Below are 16,982 nucleotides of genomic sequence, written 5' to 3'. Positions count from 1 at the left end.
GCGGTGTGGGGCGGGGGGGCGGGGGCGGGGGGGGGGGCCCGGGGGCGGCGGGGGGGTCACGCCGCGTGTGTGTGGGTGGTGGGGGTTGCTGCGCCCGCGGGACACGGGCCGCCCGGGGCGCCGCCGCGCCCGGCGCGCCCGCCGCGCCGGTCCCGGCGGACGTCCCCCCGCCCGGCAGGGCGTCCGGCCGCGACGCCTCGGCGGCGAACGCGGGCTCGCCCGGCCCCGTGCCGCCCGCCGGACCCGGCCGGCCGGCGGGGGCGGGTCCGGGCCGGCGGGACGCGCCCGCCACGTCCGTCCAGGAGATCATCGGACCCGGGACTCCTCGCGCCGCGGCTCCGGAGGCTCCTCGTCGGCCACGTGGACGTCGTCCACGGTGATGTTCACCTCGACGACCTCCAGGCCGCACATGTGCTCGATCTCGTTGGCGACGTTGGTGCGCACGGCGGCGGCCAGGTCCGGGATGGACAGGCCGTACTCCACGACGAGATCGATGTCGACGGCAGCCTGGCGCTCGCCGACCTGGACGGCCACGCCCTGCGTGCTGTCGGACGTGACGCCCGGGATGCGCTCCCGGACCGACCCGATCGTCCGGGACATGCCCGCGCCCATCTCGTGCACGCCGCCGACCTGCCGGGCGGCCATCGTGGCGATCTTCGCCACGACGTCGTCGGCGATCCGGGTGCTGCCGCCGGACGTGATCAGTTCGCTCGACCCCCCGTCGGCGCCCCGCTTGCGCCTCGCTCCGACCGCGGCCTGCTCGGCTCCTCGCCTGTCGTCCTGACTCACGATGCCCCCCATGCCATGCGTCGGCTGACCTGCGGATGATGCTCACGCAGCGTTACCCAAAACGGCTATAGGGCCAAAGAGTGGGTCAATGCCGAACTAAGTTCGGTGAACGGGCGAGGCCGGGCCCGCCGGGCGGCGGAGGCTCCCTCAGGCCGCGGGACCGCGCCCGGCGGGCCGGGTCGCGGCCGCCAGGTCCGCGGCGACCCGGCCGCGCACGTGCTCGATGAGACGGATCATGTCCGGGCAGTAGACCGTGGGGTTGTCGAAGCCCGTCCCGTGCCGGTAGCGATGAGCCTGGAGACCCGCTCCGCACACGGCGACGAGCGGGCACGCCCGGCACCGCTCGCACAGGCCCGCCGCGCCGAGCTGCCGCTCGACCGCGGCCGGGAGGGCGCGCGCCGCGTCCAGGGAGTCGCGCAGGACGTTCAGGCCGGTGCCGGCGGAGGCGGCGGTCATGGGCTTGAGCAGGTCGGAGTGCTCGATCGCGCCGTCGGTCTCGATGACGGCGTACCGCACGGGCGCGAGCCCGAGCCCCTCGTTGCCGACGCTCCCGCCGAGCAGCAGCGTGAGCAGGTCGCTGAACGTCCGGACGTCCGCCGGCGGCTCCGCCGCGCCGTACCAGCGGTCGAAGATCTCGATGAGCCAGTCGGCGTACGGGGTGGCGGGCGACCCCTCGGCGCGTCCCGGGGGAGGCGCCGACCAGTTCCCGTGGGGGAGGAGGAAGTCCACGCGGGGCGGACGGTGGCGCAGCAGCGCCTCGTAGGTCGCGACCGGGTCGTTGCGGAGATCGATCGTGCAGAGGATGCCCGAGAACAGGTGCCGGTACGGGCCGGTGGACAGGGCGTCGAGCGCGGCCGCCACCGCGGCGTGGCTTCCCCGGCCGTCCGGCAGGCGGCGGTGCCGGTCCTGCGCGGAGGCGTCGCCGTCCATGCTCACGCCGATCCGGACGCCGAGCCGGTCGAGCTGGGCGAGGCGGGCCCCGGTCAGGCGGGTGCCGTTCGTCTGCACGAAGAACGACGCGGCCACGCCCTCGGCGCGCACGGAACCGACGACCCGCTCGATGAGGGGCGGCGCCGCCAGCAGCGGCTCGCCCCCGTGCAGCACGACCTCGACCGAGGGGAGCGCGTGCTGGCGGACGTGGTCCCCGATGCGCCGGGCGGCCGCGTCGACCACCTCGGCCGGCATCGCGACCGGGCGGTCGCGCCAGCTCTGGTCGCCCATCTCGTAGACGTAGCAGTAGTCGCAGGCCAGGTTGCAGCGGCTGTGGATCTTGAGGATGAACTCCCGGAAGGGCAGCGCCTCCCGCGGCGCGGGCGGGCTCACGCGACCGGATCCGGCAGGTCGCGGACCGCCCGCAGGCAGCCGGGCAGCGGCCCGTTGGCGGCGATCCAGCGCGCGCGGTGCGCGGCGGACCGCTCCGCCGCCAGCGCGGCGGCCGGCCCCGGGACCGGCTCGGCGCTCCACTGGTCCAGCACGTGCCGCATCCCCCGCACGAACCGCACGGTGAGCGCGGGCAGGCGGTCGTGCGAGCAGAGCTGGACGAGCCCGAGCCGCACCGCCTCCCGCCATTGCGCGTACTCCAGATGCGCCGCCAGCGCCTGTTCGCCCCGCTCCAGCCAGCGCTGCCGCCGCCAGAACCGCGCGACGCCGAGGAAGGCGTACGTGCCGTGCAGCAGGCCGGAGAACGGCCTCGGGTCGGGGCGCCATGGCGCGTAGTAGCGGCGGGCGTCGTCGCCGGGCAGCAGCCTCACCGCGTCCATGATCGCCGCCAGCTTGCCGTGCTGGGCCTCGTGGACGAGCGTGACCGCGAGCTGGGTCGGGTCCACCGGCAGGGACAGCGCGACGCAGCCGAAGTGCTCCCGCGAGGTGGCGCTGCGGAACTCGTCGCCGGAAGTCCGCAGGGGCGTGAGCGTGGACACCGTGCCGGACAGCTCGCGCGCGCTGAAGCGGTGGTGGCGGGACAGCAGGTCCCAGCTCTCGCCGAGCGTGCGCTCCAGCTCGGCCGCGGCCGCCTCGGAGAGGCGCTCGGCTGCGGCGGACGACGCGCGCGGGAAGCGGAACGGGTCCACATCGTCGAGGAGGAGCGCGAACTCGGTTCTCCCGCCGGACCGGGCGCGGAGGGTGCGCAGCCCCCGCCAGCCCGGCGCGTCAGGGGCGCCGTCGATGGGGATCGGTGAGCTCGTCCGCCCGGCGGTGGCGACCGCCTTCCGGCCGTCGTGGACGATCCGCACGGTATCGGCGCCTTCCGGGGCGGTGAGGACGCCCACCGACGGCAGGGTGACCACGCCGCGGGAGACGGGAACGGCGAACGTCCCCGCACAGCGTCCGCGCACCGCCGCCGCCGCGGCCAGCCCCGCGAGCTGCCCGGGGCGCACGCCGGGCGGGTCGCCGGGCGGGGCGCCGCCCAGGACGCGCAGCGCGTGCAGGCCCCAGCCGCCGGTCGAGGGGTGCGTGATGACGGCCGCGGCGGCGTCGGGGGCGCGCCGCTTCAGCTCCATCAGCTGCTCGAAGCCGTGCCGGGCCGCCGCGGCCTCCGGGTGGCCGGTCCGCCGGGCGGCGTCCACCACCGAGCGCAGCAGCAGCAGGTTCCGGCTGTGCTGGATCGCTCCCAGCGATTCGATCGCACCGGACGTGGCCATTCCCGCGGCGAGCGAGTCGAAATCGGCGCCGGAAAAGGAGTGATTCATCAATGTCATAAAGCCCGGCCTTCCGCCGAACGTCCAATCACCAGCATTTTAGGCCGCATACCGTGATCGTTAAACGTCGCCGCCGATCTCGCGTCGGCCGGTCGCGGGCCGGGGCCCCTCGCCGTCCGGTGGCCGGTCCGTGACTCGTCCCCCGGCGGGCGGCGGACGCGCGCTATTCTGACCGCGGAGGACGATCCATGAGCGCTCGCAGGCTGTTCTTCTGCATGGTCGGTCTGCTGATCATCGGATGCGTGAGCCGCCCCTTCGGCGCGGCCGCCGAAATTACGGCCTCGTTATCGGACGCTCCGCCTCTTCGGTCCGCGGCGTCTCCCGGCACGGACGACCGGCGGGAGGCCGCCACCGTGTACTGCCTGTCCCGTCCCGGCCGGATGGTCACGGCCCTCCTGGCGCTCGGGCTCCCCGTCCCCGGCGCCGCACCCGCACCGGCGCCCACCGCGTCACCTGCCCCCCGGACCCCGTCCGGGGCGTCCCCGCGGCCGGCTGCGGCCGCTCGCACTCCGGGCCCCGCCGAACTCCAGGCCTGGGCCGTGCACAACAGAAAGGACTTCGACCGCGCCTGCGATGCCCTGATCGGGGCGCAGACCGTTTCGGGGGAGAAGAAGAAACCGTCGGTCTGGGTGTCCGCCGCAAAGGTTTTCGGTCCGCTCCTGCTGGGCGCTCTGCTCACCCTCTTCACCACCGAATGGAGAGCGTCCGTTGACCGCGGCCGGAAAGAGGGCCTCGAACTCCGGAGGCTGGGCAGGACATTCCTCACCGCGGCGAGCGAATACGCCGAAGGGCGCGGGGACGCCAAGCAGCCGTCCGGCCAGCCGGTGCACGATGCCGCGCGGGAACTGGCGCTCCGACTGGAGGAGATCAAGGCCCGCCGCCCCTGGTGGCGAACGCTCTCCCCGGTGCTCGCCGCACTCGACCCGGAAAGGCCGGGCGCCGCCGTCACCGACGGGTGGCAGGGGCTGACCGAGCAGGGCAGAAAGACCAGGCGCGCGGCGGTCATGGAGGTCGTCCACCGGGTCGACACCCAGGTCGGCAGCACCGCGCGCGCCCTGGAGCACCCGTGGCGTCCGCCGGTCCTCCGCTGGTTCGTGTTCTGGCAGAAGGTGCCCTCGTGACGGGCGACCCCCGGCCGGCGAACGGGCGCCTCTCGCCGGGAAACCCGCTCCGCCTGGTCCGGTACGCCGACAGGCCGCCCTTGGCCCTGGAACCTCACCGCGTCGGCAAGCACGCGGACCACTACGTGGACACCAGTTCGTTCACCGCGTGCTTCGAATCCTTCCAAAGCGAGATGGACGATATCGAGGCGATTCGCGACCGGGGCCATCTCGTCTTCGTGCACGGGGTGGAGGGCACCGGAAAGACGTCCCTGATCTGCAGGTGCGTCCATTTCCTCAAGGAGATCGCCGGGAAGACCGACCTGCAGGTCGTCGACGCCAGGACGCTGAGCGGACCGGTCGGGACGCCGGAACGGCGGATGCTGGGACTCGTCTTCAAGATCTGCTCGCAGCTGATGGAGAGCGCCTATTTCTCGGGCTCGCCGTCCCGCCTGGCGCGCCTGCGCAGCGTGATCAGGGACGTCGACCGGCTCAAGGCGCGGGAGGGCCTCGCCGCGGACCGCGTGCGGGGCGAGGTCGCCACCATGCTCTGGGAGATCGGGCTGGGCTCCGCCGACGACGGGCCGCTGGTCGTCGTCATCCTCCCGCGCTCCGCGAACCTGCTCGACGTGCGGTTCTACGCCGAGATCGCCCAGCCCTGCATGATGTTCTTCGCGGAGCTCGAGGACGAGGACACCGGTCAGAAGCACCCGCCGTTCGGCGGCACCATCTCCGTCATCCCGCTGCGCCCCCGGCCGCTGGCCGCCGAGGACGGCTGGGCATTCGTCGAGCGGCGCCTCTACCGGGAAACGGACCGCCGCGAATCAATGAATATTCAGGAAGGCCATATCAAGGCGATTATGGCCGCATATGACGGGCGCATGACGATAAGGCTTCTGGTGGACGGCTTGGCGGAGGTCTTCGAACAGATCATTAGGGCTGACAGTCCGCGGGATGTGAGTTACAGTGATCTGGCGTCCCAGTTCATCCTGGCTCCGCCGAGCGAAGAAACGGGCTCCTCATGACTGCTGATCATGAGCCGTCACCGGCGGCACGGCGCAATCCCTTCCCTCCCGGGGCGTCCGCCATGCTGGGCGAACTGCCGGGCGAGGTGGTCAGCCTCGACACCCCCGCCATCCTCACCGTGCGGCGCGTGGTCGACGACTACCTCGCGCGGAGCCTCATCCTCTGGCGCGACGTGCGCTCCCAGCAGGGCTCCGGCCCGCGCGGCGGCGAGGCCGGCGCGGCGGACCCGCGGGAACTGACCGACGACGAGGCGGTGCGGGCCTCCTCCACCGGCGCGAACGGCGAGGTCATCGCCGTCTCCGGGGAGGCGGGCACCGGCAAGACGCACCTGCTCAACACCCTGATCCACCGGTTACGCCATCCCCCGCCCGGCGCCGCGATCCCACGCAAGATCATCTCCCTGTCGGCGCAGGCGTCCGACTTCGGGACGCTGTACCGGGCCTCCTTCATCACCAGGTTCCACCCCGACGAGCTCAAGGACGTCGCCCTCGGCTACTACGCCGACGTGGTCGCCGAGCGGCTCCGGATCGACTTCCCCCACCTGGCCGAACAGGCGGCGGCGCTGGAGCGGCGCGACCCCGGGCTCGACCCCCGCGTCCTCGCGCGGCAGGCCGGGCTGGCGGCCAGGGTGCCGAGGCAGCTCCAGGAGCGGCTCTGGCAGGTCACCGGGAACAAGCAGTTCGGCACCGCCTTCGCCCTGCTGGCCGACGTGCAGCTCGCCCTCGCGGTGATGGACTGGCTGGCGAGCGGCGCGCCTCCCGACGCCCGCCTCCAGGAGCAGGGGATCACCGGAGCCCTGGCGTCCAACGCCCAGATGCTGGACTGCATGGGAGCGCTCACGAGCCTCTACGGACGGCAGGGGCTGCACTTCGCGCTCGTCATCGACGACATCGAGAAGCTGCTCGGCCGCCCCGACCCGCTCCTGCCGGACATGACGAACACGGCCGACACCCTGAAGTCGTTTCACAAGCTGCTGCGCACGTTCGTGGAGAGCGGCGGCCTGCTCGTCCTCGGCGGCCTGCCGGAGTACCTCGACCAGCTCCCCGAGGACGCCAAGTCCCGCATACGCACCCGCATCTCGCCGTCGCCCCTGGACGGCGCGCAGATCGCCGAGTACGTCCGGCTCCGCCAGGGCGGCGTGCTCGAACCGTTCGAGCAGTCGGCCTGCGACGCGATCCACCGGCTCACCGGCGGCAGCCCCCGGCAGGTCGTCCGGCTCTGCTACCGCAGCTTCCAGCTCACCGTGCCGCCCGCGCGGGTGGACGCGCCCGCCGTCCACACGGCGGCGCGGCAGGAGAACCTCGGCTACGTGGTGCCGCTGGACGACCTCCTGTCGAACGTCTCGGAGATCCTCAACGCCCGGGGCTGGATGGCCGAGACCAGCTACCCCCTGCTGCCGGAACGCGAGCGGCCCGACTTCTGGATCCCGATGCCCCCCGGGCAGGACCGCGCGGGCTGCGCGATCGTGGTGAGCTCGCCGCTGGTCCAGGCCGACGAGGCCGAGCCGCTGATCCGCCGCGTCCAGGCCATCCGCCGCGACAGCCCGAAGCGCCGCGTCGTCGTGGTGACGGGCTTCCTGAGCGAGGAGATCCGCCCCTCCCTGACCCAGGCGTGCGGAGCGCCGCCGATCGTGTACCTCGCCGACCGGTTCCACGACGTCCTCACCGCCCGCCTGGACGACCTGAACCGGGAGGTCATCGGCCACCGCGCCGGCCCCGCGGCCTCCGACAACGACATCGCGATGATGCACGACTCGATGGAGCGGATCAGGCGGCAGGTGACCGCCTCGCACGACCACCTGCTCAACCTGCAGAGCCAGGTCGAGCAGATCCGCCAGCAGGCCGACCGGCAGCTCCAGGCGATCAGGAGGGACCTGACGCGCCCGCCCCCGGGGCCCGCCGGAGCCGCCGCCGGGCCGGAGCGCCCCGGCCGCGACCTGCCGGACGCCGTGGCCCGGCCCTTCACCCTCGCGCTCGAATCCCTCGCCGCGATCGACGAGGTCGACGCCTACATCGGGCGCTCCTTCGACCTGTCCCGCGACGACGCGGCCACCGCCGGCGCCATGCTGAGCTACCGGCTGCGCCGCTACGAGGTCTTCGAGGCGATCGGGGTGAGCATCGTGCTGCGCCGGCTCGTGACCTCGTTCGAGGAGTCCGTCGCGGGCTGGCTCGCCGGCGTGCGGTCCCGGCCGGGCCCCACCGCCGAGGACCGGGCCCGGCTGGACCGGCTCTGCGAGGCGTTCGACGCCAGCTACGACGCCGTCCCGCTGTCGGCGCTGAGCCAGCTCGGCAGCCTGTCCGAGGACGCGGTCCCCGGCCTGAGCGGCTCGGTCGCCCAGGTCGCGATCGTCGACAGCCTGGACGGGCTGAGCGGTCACGTCAAGAGCACCGTCCTGCGCGCCGCCGAGGACGCGGACGGCGGTTCCGGCCCGCCGCTCGGACCCGCGCCCGTCTGAGACCTCCGCCGTCGGCCGCCCCTCACGGAGCGGAACCGCCGCCGAGGTAGTCGTCGATGATCGACTCCAGGCGCCGGTCGGCGTCCCACACGTTCTTCTGCCGCAGGGTGACGCCGAAGAGCGCCAGGTCGTCGGGCAGGCACCGGTAGTACAGCGCCCCCTGCTCGACGTCCATGACGAGCCGGGACGGCCGCCCGCGCAGCGCGGGTCCGAGCCGGTACGCCAGGGACCGCACGAGCTGCCGCGAGGCGAGGTAGATCTCCTCGTAGCGCTTCCTGTGCTCGGCGACCGACACCTTGCGGAAGTACGTGCCGAGGCTCTCGTCGGCGAGGACGTCGGTGCTGAAGAGGTGGTCGCCGCCGCGATGGCCCGAGAGGTAGTGCAGGTCGAGCGGGGAGACGCGCCGCCGGCCGAGTTCCACCAGGCGGGGGTCGGCGCCCGGGGCCTCGAACTGGACGGGCGCCGGTTCGGGCACGTCCGGGAGCGCCGGGGCGGACGTGCTGTAGCCGCCGAGGTTCTCGGGGCCCAGCGAGTAGAGCTCGCGCACCCGGTCGGAGATCTTCGCCATCTGCCGGTCGCCGCTCTCGACCGCCGCGCCCTCCCGCGCGATGCCGAACTGGGTCTCCCCGGGACGGAGCGAGATGTAGTAGACGCCGCCGGTGGGGCAGGACAGGACCAGGCGGATGAGCCGCCCGCTGTCCAGCGACGACGTCCACGAGTCGATCTTGGCGAAGGTGGGGCCGAGCCTGCCGCCGACCTGGGCGTGGAGCCTCGCGTCCTCCGGCGTCAGATCCGCGTCCTCCACCGCGAACCGGAACATGCCGTCGATGAAGTTCGCGGTGTGCGCCAGCCCGTCGGCGCCCTCGAAGACCTCCCTGACCGTGTCCTCCAGCAGCAGCGTTCCGGCGTTCGCGTCGATGTGCCCCGCACGCCGCGTGATGGTCATCGGGGTCTGGCTCACTCGGTCTCCTCTCCGGGTCGGGCCGGTCTCAGATCTGCGGCGCGTCCCACTGGAACGCTCGGCGCTCGGTGCCCGGCGCCTCGTTCCGCAGCCGCGCCCGGGTGTGGGCGAGGTTGCCGCGCACGGCGACGGCCCAGGGATGCTCGTCGTCGGGATGGCCGGACGGGAGACGCTCCTCGGCCTGCTCGTCGAGGTCGAGGGCCTCGTCGTAGCGGCCGAGGGCCATCAGCGCGTTGGCGTGGTCGACCAGCGCCCCCACCACGTACGGGTGGTCGTCGTCCAGCCTCTCGCGCAGCAGGTCCAGGGCGGTGGCGCTCTGCTCCCCGGCGAGGTCGGCGTCGCCGAGGGCGAGGGTGTAGACCGACAGGTTGCAGCGGGCGAGCTGGACGAACGGATGCCTGTCGTCGTACAGGGCGAGGTAGCCCATGACGGCCCGCCCCGCCTCGTCGCGCGCGGCCTCGTACGCGCCGCAGGCGTGCTCGGCCGCGGCGACGGCCAGCCGGCAGGCGAGCGTCTCGTAGTTCTCGCCCGGATGGAAGTCCAGGTGGATCTTCAGCAGCCGGCGCAGCTCGTCCCGGTCGTCGGCGCGCGCCCCGGGGGCGCCGGGCCGGTGCCGGCGGGTGATGCGCTGCTGGCGCTGGGCGCACAGCAGATGCAGGTTGGCGGGGTCGTCCCGGTGCAGCTCGCGGAGGATGACGACCGAGTGGGTCAGCTCCCGCGCCGAGTCGTCGTACCGGCCGAGCCGGCGCAGGAGCGCGCCGATCTTGTAGGCGGAGATCGCGAGCGACTGCCGGTCGCCGGGCTCCACCCGCCGCTGCCGCTCCCGGTTGTCCCGTTCGATCGCCAGCGCCTCCCGGACGGAGGCGTCCTGCCCGTCCAGGCTCAGCGACAGCGTGAGGTTCATGGCGGCGCTCCGGGTCAGCTCGTGGTCGCCGCCCAGCTCGCGGCGCAACCCGATGAGCGTCGCGCGGTCGCGGACCAGCGCGGTGCCGAAGTCGCCGGCCTGCCGCAGGTCGGCGGCGTATCCCCGCGCGGCCATCAGCGTCCGGATGTCGGCGTACCCGAGGCGCATCTGCCGGTTCAGCGCGTCCTCGGAGATGCGCGCCGCCTCCTCCAGACGGCCGAGCGCTCTCAGGAGGTTGGCGCGCTGCACCTCGACGCGCAGCAGCAGCGGGTCGTCGGCGCCCAGGCGCGCGCGCCAGTCGGCCGACAGCCGCTCGGCGACGCCGAGGCCGATCGCGCGGTCGCTCTTGTCGCCGGCCAGGTACAGGTGGCGCACGTGGCAGGCCAGCCAGCGGCGGACGGGCCGCTCCCCGCTCGCGAGCGCCTCGCTGACGAACAGGTGCCGCCGCAGCTCGGCGAACGTCGCGGCGTGGTAGGGCCTGTCGACCTCGGCGTCGGCGGGCGCGAACGCGGCGAGGACGCGGTGGACCTCGGCGGTCACCCGCTCCCGCTCGCCGTCCCGCAGCGAATCCCGGATGATCTTCTGGACCATCCGGTGGACGCGCAGTTCCCCGCCGAGCTCGTAGTCCACCTCGGCCAGGCCGTACCGGGTCAGCCGGACGAGCAGCGCCTCCAGGCGCACGGAGTCTTCGGCGAGGTCGGGCCAGTGCGCCTCCAGCGCGGCGAGCATGGCGGGGGAGAACAGCAGCCGGCGCCCCACGCCGTCGGGCGACAGGAAGGCCGCCATCCGCATCAGGTGCACGGCGGCCTCGCCGGAGTCGATCTGGCGCAGGGCGTCGAGGGTCAGCCCGAGGACGATCCGGGCGGTCAGCAGGTCCGCCTCTTCCCGGCGGGCCGCGTCGTCGCGCGCGCCCGCCCCGTCCTCCGGAGCCCCGGGAGCGCGCTGCGCGGCCGCGACGCCCTCGGCGAAGAGGCCGGTGAACGTCTCGACCGCGTCCTCGACCGCCTCCATCTCGCGGAAGGCGCCCGCGGACTCCGCCGCCCCGGCTCCGGGCGCCGCGGGACCGGCGGCGCCGCGCTGCCTCCAGTCGGCGTGGCGTTCCACCCACGCCGCGGCCAGCGCCACGTTCAGGGGGAGGTCGCGCATGTGGCGCGAGAGCCGGTCGACGTGCTCGTCGGAGAGCGCGGGGACCCTCCTGCGGAACAGCTCGCGGCTCTCGTCCCTGGTGAACGGCCCCGCCCGGGTGGACTTCTCGACCCGTCGGACCAGCGTCCCGCTCCTGAGGGCCCCGACGTCCGCGCCCGTGATGACGACGTGGTTCCCGCGGGTGGTCTCGGGCACGAGGTCGGTCAGGTCCTCGGCCCGCTCGACGTTGTCGTAGATCAGCAGCCAGGTTCCGGTGCGGTTCACCTCCTCCCGGACGAACTGCGCGACGGGGTCGCCCGCGGCGGTCGCGGGCCGGTGCCCGCCGCCGCGGGCCTCGACCGCCTCGTGCATGGCGGTGAGGCCGGCCCGCACGCTCCCGGCCGACGCCGCGGTGATCCACCAGATCGCGTCGTAGTCGCCCGAGAACCGGAGGGCGTACTCCAGGGCGAGCCTGCTCTTCCCGGTGCCCGCCGCGCCGTTGATCGAGTAGATGCCGTCGCGGTCCGAGCCGAGCAGCGCGTCGCGCATCCGCTCGATCTCCGCGCCCCGCTCGACGAAGGCGCCCGCGGACGGGGGCAGCCGGCGGAACTCGGGCGTCCGGCCCGGGAAGCGCGGGTCGCCCGGGGCGCTCCTGGGGGCGGGCGCCGTGCGCGAGGGCATCAGCCGCTGGAACAGCTCGTCGCGGGCGGCCTGCTCGTTCATGGCGAACAGGTCGATCCGGGTGGACGGCGGAACGCCCGGGGCCGGGTCCTCGGGGGACAGCCGGAGGTACCAGTGGGCGCCGGGCACGGGCGTCCCGGACGGGGCGGACCTCACCGCCTCGGGGCCGACGACGATGACGACGTCGTCGTCGCGGACCGGGCCCTCCCCGGCGGGACGCAGGTGCGTCGAGCGCAGCTGGACGCCGAGCCAGTCGGCCCACGCGCGCTGGGCGGGCTCGTAGACCACCCGGTAGTGGCGCGTCCGCGGCACGTCGTCCGCGCCGATGCGCATCCGGTACGCATCGACCGCCTCGGCCGTGGCCCGCGGCGGATCGAACCCCTCGTCGTCGAGGATCGTGCGGAGCACGTCCCGGTAGGCCGTGAGGAGCCCGGAGGCGGCCCGGTCCCCGGCGAACACGGCGATCCTCTCGGCGACGGCCGCGTCGGCGACCTTGGGAATCGCCATCCGCCGCCAGTACGCGTCCCGCGCCGAGGGCGGCGTCGTGCCGGGGAAGAGCCAGGCGAACGCCACGCCCGCCCTGCCGCGCACGCTGAGGGACGACGCGTCCTCCACCTGCATGAGCACCGGCAGGAGCCGGGGGAGCGCCGTCGCCTTCAGCTCCCGGGCGAGCGCCTCCGCGGCCGCGATGCCGCCGGCGTCGGCCCGGACCCCGACGGCCACGGTGTCGGCGAGCCTCGCCAGGGCCTCCGCCGGGAGGCCGGCGGCGTCGACGAGCACATGGTCGTAGGAGGTGCGGCGCAGCGCGTCGCGGAGGGCGGCGGCGAAGCGGTGGAGGTCGGGGGTCTCCAGCTCGGTCCAGTGGCCGCGGGCGCCGCCGGAGCCCTGCGCGGGGAGGAGGTCCACCCGTCCGGAGATCGGCGGGCCGGGGGGCTCCCGGTGCCGCAGGAGGGGCGGCAGGTCGAAGCCGTGGGGAGCGCTCCGGCCTCCGGAGCCGAAGCCGCGCACGAGGTCGAGGAGGCCGGCCTCATCGGAGCCGTCGCCGGCGAACCTCTTCGCGTGGTCCTCCAGGGCGGGCGACGCGAGGTCGCCGTCGATCAGCAGCACGGCGCGGCCCGCGAGGGCCAGCATCCAGGCGAGGTCGGCGAGGGCGGTGGTGCAGCCCGCGCCGCGCTCGGGCGAAGTGAGGGCGATGACGTTCGGCGGGCCGCTGCGCGGCGGAACGTGGGGGACCAACGCGGCTCCTTCGGGACCTCGCGTCCGGCGGCGGGCCGTCGCCGGCGCCGCGGACGCCGCTCACAACTGCAACATTCGCGACCGTTCGCACAACCCTTTCATATTCGCGCATTGAACGTGAGATACAAGGCCGATTCCCGGAGGTTCTCGTAATAGATGCGGTTGACGGCTCTGCGGAGGGCCTCGCTCGGCAGGGCGTCCATTTGATCGAGATCGAAGTCGGTCACGTCGATGATGGTGGTGGGGAGTTCCTCACTCGCATCTTCCATCGATCACTCTATTCGGCTGGTCCGACCGTTTTTGGGGCTGACCGAATTCGGCGCACGGAGCAAGGCCACTTCCGTCATCCCGCATGGGCATGGTCGAGGCTAGCCTCATCCCGCAATGACGACTATGTCCCATGGCGCGTTTTCCGTGTTCGGCCAGAACCGAATCATGGGGCGTCCGCGCGCGGCGTCCCGGCGGGGGTCACTTTTCCGAGTCGGCGGCGCACGCGTCGGTCTCGGGGGACGGCCCGGGAACCGGCGGGCCGGACGGCGCGGCGCCGGACAGCGCACCGGGCCGAAGCGGGACCGTCCCGGACGGGCCCGGCTCGTCGGGATGCGGCGGATCGCCGGCGAACCTGTTCAGCACCCCGTTGGAGGCGTAGTGCAGGACGTTCACGACCAGGATCGCCGGCGCGACGATCCCGACGGTGCCGCGGAAGTCGGGTTCCAGCGCCAGCGCCAGAATGATCGCGGTGATCCCGTTCTGCTGGCCGAGGGCCAGGTGGACGCGGTCGCGACCGCTCAGCCCGCGCTCCAGCACGGGCACCACGAGCAGCGAGATCAGCGCCTGGGCGCCGAACGCCGCGACGCCCAGCACCACCGCGGGAAGCAGGTCGGCGCCGTTCACCAGCAGCAGGCCGATGGCGAAGGAGGCGATCAGGAAGGCGGTCGCCACGGCGCGGTCGATCACCTTCGCGTACGTCCCGAGTCTGAGGAAGAGACCGATCACCGCCACGGCGAGCATCAGCATCCAGTGGGCCGCGACGAGGAAGACGCCCAGGAGCACCGCCATGGAGAGCAGGTCGGCGAACCGCCCGCCCGTCTGCGCTCGCCGCCGCCCGGAGGCGGGGCCCTCGGGCTTCCGCAGGCCCCGCAGCGCGACGAAGACCAGATAGGCCGCGGCCGCCAGCGCGAGGTTCAGCCCCAGGTCGGCCAGATAGGCGCCGAGCCCGTCCCCCGAGGGGCCGGCCTGCGGCGATCCGTCCCGCCCCGAAAGCCGGAACGCGAGGATCGAGAAGTAGAGGGAGAGGAGCACCGTCACGGGGTCGTCGAACGAGGCCCAGGCGAACAGGAGCGCCTTCGCCCGCGACGACATCCGGCTGTTGGCCCGCATCGCGGCCACCGAGAGGGGGTCGATCTGCGCGACGGCGATGCCGAGGACCAGGTAGCGGGCGTCGTGGAACACCAGCAGCATCACGCCGGCGATCAGGACCGCCTTGATGACCACGCCCAGCGTGACGGCGACCAGCACGCCCCGGGCGTCCTGCCGGAGCGCCTTGAGATCGATCTCGTGCGTGCTCCCGTACAGGCCGATGGCCAGCAGGAACCCGGCGAGGAAGGAGTACCAGGCCGACCCCGCGAGATCACCCGGATGGACGAGGGCCCCCACGCCGAGCCCCGCCGCCGTGGCGAGCAGTGCCCCCACGACGATGAGGGGAACGATCCGCGACAGCCGCGATACGCGCGCACCCAAAAGGCGTTCTCCGTTCCACGGGCCGGTCGCGCCTCTCGACGGAGCACCGGCGTCCGGATCGACGGACCCCCTCAGCCAAGAACATCATAAAAAAAGATCAGGTGCCGCCGAAAGCCCGACCCGATATCCGCCGACTTACCGCCTGACCGAATCCGGCAACCATGGTAAGGCCGGATATGGCCATGGCGTCGAGACGATGGCCCGCTCTAAGTCAATCGGTGGACTCAAGGCGTCAGAAGGCCGGGCCGCGGGGGGAGGGGGCTGCCGGATTGGCGGCGAAAGCGTCTTCCTCGTCGCCTTGGCGGTAGGCCGATGCCTGTAGTTCGTACAGTTCGGCGTAGAGGCCGTTCAGGGTCATGAGGTCGTGGTGGGTGCCGTGCTCGGTGACGCGGCCGCCGTCGAGGACGTAGATGCGGTCGGCGTGGCGGACGCTCGCGAGGCGGTGGGTGATCAGCAGGACGGTGCGGCCGTGCTGGGCGGCGTGCCGGCGGATCTGGTCGAACAGGTGGTGTTCGGCGCGGGCGTCGAGCGCGGCGGTGGGCTCGTCGCAGATCAGCAGGGGCGCGTCCCGGTAGAAGCCGCGCGCGGCCGCCAGCCGCTGCCACTGGCCGCCCGACAGCTCGCACCCGTTGGCGAAGCGCTTGTCCAGGAGGGTGTCGAGACCGAGAGGGAGGGCGGCGATGACCTGGTCGGCGCCCGCGTGGGCCGCGGCCTCGTCGACGTTCGCCCGGACGCCGGCGGCGGACAGGTCGTCGCCCATGGTGATGTTGTCGGCCGCGGTCATCGGCCAGTGGGTGTGGTCCTGGGCGACCACCGCGATGGCCCGCCGCAGGGCCTCGGGGTCCAGGTCGCTCGCGCGGGTGTCGTCCCAGCGGACCACGCCGCCCTGCGGGGCGTAGAGGCCGGCGAGGATCTTGGCGAGGGTCGTCTTTCCCGATCCGTTCTCCCCGACCAGCGCGACGATCTCCCCGCGGCCGAGCCGCACCGACACCTCGCGCAGGGAGGGCTTGTCGCTGTCGGGATAGGTGAAGGTCACCTTCTCGGCATGAATGTCCTGGAACCCGCGCAGCGCAGCGAGCTGCCTCTCGATGTCGCCCGGTTCGCCGGTGCGAGCCCGCTGGACACGCTGCTCGGCGTCCTGGCAGTAGGCCATGTAGTCGCTGAAGTACAGGCCGTCCTCGTAGCAGCGGTTCAGGGCGTAGACGAGGTTGACGAGGGACGTCTGCCCGGCGCGGATCGCCAGGACGGCCGTCCCCGCCACCGCGAGCGGCATCACGCCCCGCCACAGGAGCAGCCCCAGCGCCGTGTACATCAGCGCGGTCGCGACACCCTTGAGGACGTCGCCCCAGACCTGGGACATCGTCTGCCGGCGCGCCAGGTCGAGCAGGACGCGACGGACGTGGGCGGCCAGTGCGGAGTACTGGCGCAGCAGGAAGGCGCGGACGGTGAAGGAGCGGACCTCGGCGGCGTGGCGCCGCTCGGTCATCAGGTCCGACATGATCCAGCTCCGCCGCCGCACCTCCACCAGGTCCAGCTGGGTCAGGTATCCCAGCCGGGCCGCGCGGACCGCCGCCCACCCCTCGGGCAGGGCCGTCAGCAGCAGCAGCGGCAGCAGCACCGGGTGCAGCACGCCGAGCGCGCCGGCCGCCGCCGCGACGCCGACGGCGGCGGTGAACAGGTCCACCGCGTTGTCGACCATGGACGGGGCCGAGTCCATGCCCCGCATCCGGGCCCGGTGCAGGTCGTCCTGGAACTCGGCGTCGTCGAACGCCGCCAGCTCGATCGCGGTCGTCAGCTCGTACAACCGCTGCTCGACGATCTGCTCGACCTGCGGGCGCAGCCGGGCCTGCGCCCACTGCGCCGCCGCCGCGAACGCCGCGCGGACCGTGACCGCGGCCCCGACCAGCGCCAGCTGCGGCGCGGCGGCCCGCACCCGGTCCGGGGTCGGGCCCACCGAGAACAGCGCGGTCAGCACTCCGGTGGTGGCCAGCAGGCCGAACGCGGTGAACACGCCCGCGGCCACGTTGAACGCGATGGTCGCGGCCAGGTCCCGCGGGTTCGCCCGCCACGCGAGCCGCATCACCTGCCCGATCAGGGGCGGCAGCCGCCGAGCCATGGTGAGGGTCCCGGTGCCCGACAGCTCGGCGGCCTTGCGGTACCACTTGTGCTCGCTCAAAGCCGGTCCCATGGGCGCCTCGACCGGCGCGGCGGCGCGGCGACGACGCAGCCTCATCGGCCCACCTCCGGGGTCGGCGACGTCTCGCGATCA

11 protein-coding genes are annotated in these 16,982 nt (G+C 73.5%); 3 read left to right on the top strand and 8 right to left on the bottom strand.

Annotation, left to right across the window (positions count from 1 at the left end):
• Positions 1-306 precede the first annotated feature (306 nt).
• From AB0C87_RS13275 to AB0C87_RS13265, 3 genes are all read right to left on the bottom strand, one after another.
• The gene (locus AB0C87_RS13275; protein ID WP_345175961.1) at positions 307-789 is read right to left on the bottom strand and encodes an Asp23/Gls24 family envelope stress response protein; all 483 of its coding nucleotides are present in this window, start codon (positions 787-789) and stop codon (positions 307-309) included.
• 147 nt (positions 790-936) lie between these two features.
• Complete coding sequence (locus tag AB0C87_RS13270) at positions 937-2,112, bottom strand: FxsB family cyclophane-forming radical SAM/SPASM peptide maturase (RefSeq protein WP_353835935.1); 1,176 nt, start codon at positions 2,110-2,112, stop codon at positions 937-939.
• Positions 2,109-3,476, bottom strand: coding sequence for an HEXXH motif domain-containing protein (locus AB0C87_RS13265; protein ID WP_360577574.1), 1,368 nt, complete (start codon positions 3,474-3,476; stop codon positions 2,109-2,111). The genes AB0C87_RS13270 and AB0C87_RS13265 overlap by 4 nt, the downstream gene beginning before the upstream one ends.
• Before the next feature lie 197 nt (positions 3,477-3,673).
• On the opposite strand from AB0C87_RS13265, the gene AB0C87_RS13260 reads away from it, so the two are divergent.
• The 3 genes from AB0C87_RS13260 (at position 3,674) to AB0C87_RS13250 (ending at position 8,066) form a co-directional block, all read left to right on the top strand.
• The gene (locus tag AB0C87_RS13260; RefSeq protein ID WP_360577572.1) at positions 3,674-4,606 is read left to right on the top strand and encodes a hypothetical protein; all 933 of its coding nucleotides are present in this window, start codon (positions 3,674-3,676) and stop codon (positions 4,604-4,606) included.
• 125 nt (positions 4,607-4,731) lie between these two features.
• The gene (locus AB0C87_RS13255; RefSeq protein ID WP_360577571.1) at positions 4,732-5,610 is read left to right on the top strand and encodes a hypothetical protein; all 879 of its coding nucleotides are present in this window, start codon (positions 4,732-4,734) and stop codon (positions 5,608-5,610) included.
• Positions 5,611-5,672: 62 nt separating this feature from the next.
• Positions 5,673-8,066, top strand: a complete 2,394-nt coding sequence (locus AB0C87_RS13250) for a hypothetical protein (RefSeq protein WP_345175952.1) — start codon at positions 5,673-5,675, stop codon at positions 8,064-8,066.
• Between the two features lie 22 nt (positions 8,067-8,088).
• On the opposite strand, the gene AB0C87_RS13245 is transcribed toward AB0C87_RS13250, so the two are convergent.
• The 5 genes from AB0C87_RS13245 to AB0C87_RS13225 all read right to left on the bottom strand — a co-directional run bounded on the left by AB0C87_RS13245 (position 8,089) and on the right by AB0C87_RS13225 (position 16,946).
• A complete protein-coding gene (locus AB0C87_RS13245; RefSeq protein ID WP_345175951.1) occupies positions 8,089-9,027 on the bottom strand; it encodes a hypothetical protein in 939 nt (312 codons plus the stop codon).
• Between the two features lie 28 nt (positions 9,028-9,055).
• Positions 9,056-12,973, bottom strand: coding sequence for an FxSxx-COOH system tetratricopeptide repeat protein (gene fxsT / locus AB0C87_RS13240; RefSeq protein WP_353831012.1), 3,918 nt, complete (start codon positions 12,971-12,973; stop codon positions 9,056-9,058).
• A 98-nt stretch (positions 12,974-13,071) separates the two neighbouring features.
• Complete coding sequence (locus AB0C87_RS13235; RefSeq protein ID WP_345175947.1) at positions 13,072-13,242, bottom strand: hypothetical protein; 171 nt, start codon at positions 13,240-13,242, stop codon at positions 13,072-13,074.
• 199 nt (positions 13,243-13,441) lie between these two features.
• A complete protein-coding gene (locus AB0C87_RS13230; RefSeq protein WP_360577570.1) occupies positions 13,442-14,713 on the bottom strand; it encodes a hypothetical protein in 1,272 nt (423 codons plus the stop codon).
• Positions 14,714-14,945: 232 nt separating this feature from the next.
• Positions 14,946-16,946, bottom strand: a complete 2,001-nt coding sequence (locus AB0C87_RS13225) for an ABC transporter ATP-binding protein (RefSeq protein WP_360577568.1) — start codon at positions 16,944-16,946, stop codon at positions 14,946-14,948.
• Between the last annotated feature and the right edge of the window lie 36 nt (positions 16,947-16,982).

The organism is Actinomadura sp. NPDC048021 (genome assembly GCF_040653135.1).
GTDB classification, from domain to species: domain Bacteria; phylum Actinomycetota; class Actinomycetes; order Streptosporangiales; family Streptosporangiaceae; genus Spirillospora; species Spirillospora verrucosospora.
The sequence above is the reverse complement of the archived record's forward strand: the minus strand, read 5'-3'. Positions and strand labels throughout refer to the sequence as shown.

What these genes read in the sequence shown, in the direction of transcription:
- AB0C87_RS13250 (WP_345175952.1), top strand. Translation starts at nt 5,673, where the DNA reads ATGCTGGGCGAACTGCCGGGCGAGGTGGTCAGCCTCGACACCCCCGCC.
- AB0C87_RS13235 (WP_345175947.1), bottom strand. Translation starts at nt 13,242, where the DNA reads ATGGAAGATGCGAGTGAGGAACTCCCCACCACCATCATCGACGTGACC.
- AB0C87_RS13225 (WP_360577568.1), bottom strand. Translation starts at nt 16,946, where the DNA reads ATGAGGCTGCGTCGTCGCCGCGCCGCCGCGCCGGTCGAGGCGCCCATG.
- AB0C87_RS13260 (WP_360577572.1), top strand. Translation starts at nt 3,674, where the DNA reads ATGAGCGCTCGCAGGCTGTTCTTCTGCATGGTCGGTCTGCTGATCATC.
- AB0C87_RS13265 (WP_360577574.1), bottom strand. Translation starts at nt 3,476, where the DNA reads ATGAATCACTCCTTTTCCGGCGCCGATTTCGACTCGCTCGCCGCGGGA.